Genomic DNA, 1,967 nt, shown 5'->3' on the forward strand with positions numbered 1-1,967 from the left:
AATCGTATGTGGCTTGGTTGAAGTCGTTTGCGATTGCCTTTTTCGTTTTTCATAAAAGTCTGCGAATGGCACGGCTTGGTGTGGCTAGCTGAAGCAATATTGTGAATACACTTAAAAAGAATCTTTCTGGCATAGGGATTACTACGTTTGGTGATGTGTTGCTTGGATAGAAAGTTCCCAGATTCATAGTGTCTGAGCTTAATCCCAATAAAGGCGTTGATTTGATTGGAAGACTGAAAAGGGCGAATATCTCCAAGTTCGCCAGTAATGCTGGTTGCTGTTGTTTCCGCAATACCAGGAATAGAAAGGAGAATCTCCTATTCTGGCAATGGCTGAGCCAGTGGCACCGTCACAGCTAGAACAGAATGTCTGCGTTCAGAAAGTCTAAGTAGCCCCCTGAATAGTATTTGACCTCTTCCATCATTGGAGAGGTTTTCTTGACGGCACAATAAGACTGATTAGCTAGTGCAGTCAGTTCCTCTGCTAAGTAAGCCACATGCTTGTCAGAGATGCGTTTTGAGGTGGATTGACGAATGATAGCTGATAGTTCAATGTGGTTCAAATCTAGCACAAAGCCCTTGCAGGGAAAAGCAGTGACTAAGTTCCAGTATTGTTCTCCAGTTTGCGTTGCCAAGAGGTTCTCCAACTCAGGAAAAGCCACTTGAAGTGATTGTAACTGACTTGACTTACGTCCGTGTTGCTAATCGTTGGGCTTATGTTTGCTTGATCATTGACCTCTTCAACCGTGAAATCATCATCGGCCTATCTGCTGGTTGGCACAAGACTGCCAAACTCGTCAAAGAAGCCATTCAAAGCATTCCTTACGCTCTAATCAAAGTTAAGCTGTTCCATTCTGACTGTGGTAAGGAGTTTGATAATGCTCTGTTTGACGAGATGTTGGAGGCGTTTGGCATCACTCGGTCTCTAAGTCAAGCAGGTTGTCCTCATGATAATGCCATAGCTGAGAGTATCTACAAAGCCTTTGAACTTGAGTTTATCAACCAAGAAACCTCCCATTCGCTAGAAGAACTGACCCTTAAAACCAAAGACTATGTCCACTGGTGGAATCACCGTCGCATTCATGGTAGTCTTAGTTATCAAACGCCAATGACTAAAAGAGCAATTGTTTAATAAAAACCCTCTGTAAATTTTGTACAGAAAAGTGTTGTCTTTTCAATGTTTTTGACGTTCAAGATTAAGAAAATTGTTTCTTAAAGTTAGAAAATTGGATTCTATCAAATATTTTATGTAACCTGCTAGTAGTAGAGAGTTTAATCAAACAAGCTCTCAAGCATATCCTGACAGTGACTAAACCATGTTGTTCGTCGCTCGCGTGCTGAAGTGTTGGACTGCTCAAACTAAGTGATGAGAAAACGTCAAGAGTGGCTTCGTTTTAGAAAAAGGATTTCTTCTTCAGTTTTAATGAGTAAGAGTAGCACTGGTGGTGTAGAAGCCTCTGCTATGATCTGAGAAAAGTTCATAAAGGAAAACAAACTCCCAACCTTATCTTCTATTGAAGAAACCACGCTCACTAATGCTCCTTGAAGACGTCCAGTGATTGATAAGCAGCCTCTAAGTTTTCAGCTTAATAACAGCTTTTGAAGTCCTATAAACTCCCAGCACGCTTAGTCTGTGCGCCAGATTGGGTTGATTACTTTTTGGAATTAACCTCCTTGCAGGCCAATAAATCCATCATTAACAAAGAGAGACATCTGTTCTAACCCTCGGTGATACGATGTGCAATCTTATTGATGTTGTGGTTCATGCAGCTAATCTTCACGACACGAAATCAGGGATTTTAGTGACACGTCAGGCGAAGGATCAATTCCCAACAATCAAGGTCTTTTCGGCAGATGTTAGTTATCGGAAAAGTTTCCCGCGTTGTAAAATGAAGTGCAACAAAAAAGACATGTTTGTCTGATATACTAGAATTCCCCAACTCAGTATAGAAAGCAGATGAACATGTC

General features: G+C 41.2%; 2 pseudogenes. One reads left to right on the forward strand and one right to left on the reverse strand.

What is annotated here, in order from left to right:
* Positions 1–667: pseudogene (locus A3GS_RS11805) on the reverse strand (transposase); the annotation flags it as partial.
* Here A3GS_RS11805 and A3GS_RS11810 point away from each other — a divergent pair.
* Positions 649–1,131, forward strand: a pseudogene (locus A3GS_RS11810) (transposase); the annotation flags it as partial. The pseudogenes A3GS_RS11805 and A3GS_RS11810 sit on opposite strands and share 19 nt — an antisense overlap.
* Positions 1,132–1,967 lie beyond the last annotated feature (836 nt).

Source organism: Streptococcus caballi DSM 19004 (assembly GCF_000379985.1).
Classification (GTDB): Bacteria; Bacillota; Bacilli; order Lactobacillales; family Streptococcaceae; genus Streptococcus; species Streptococcus caballi.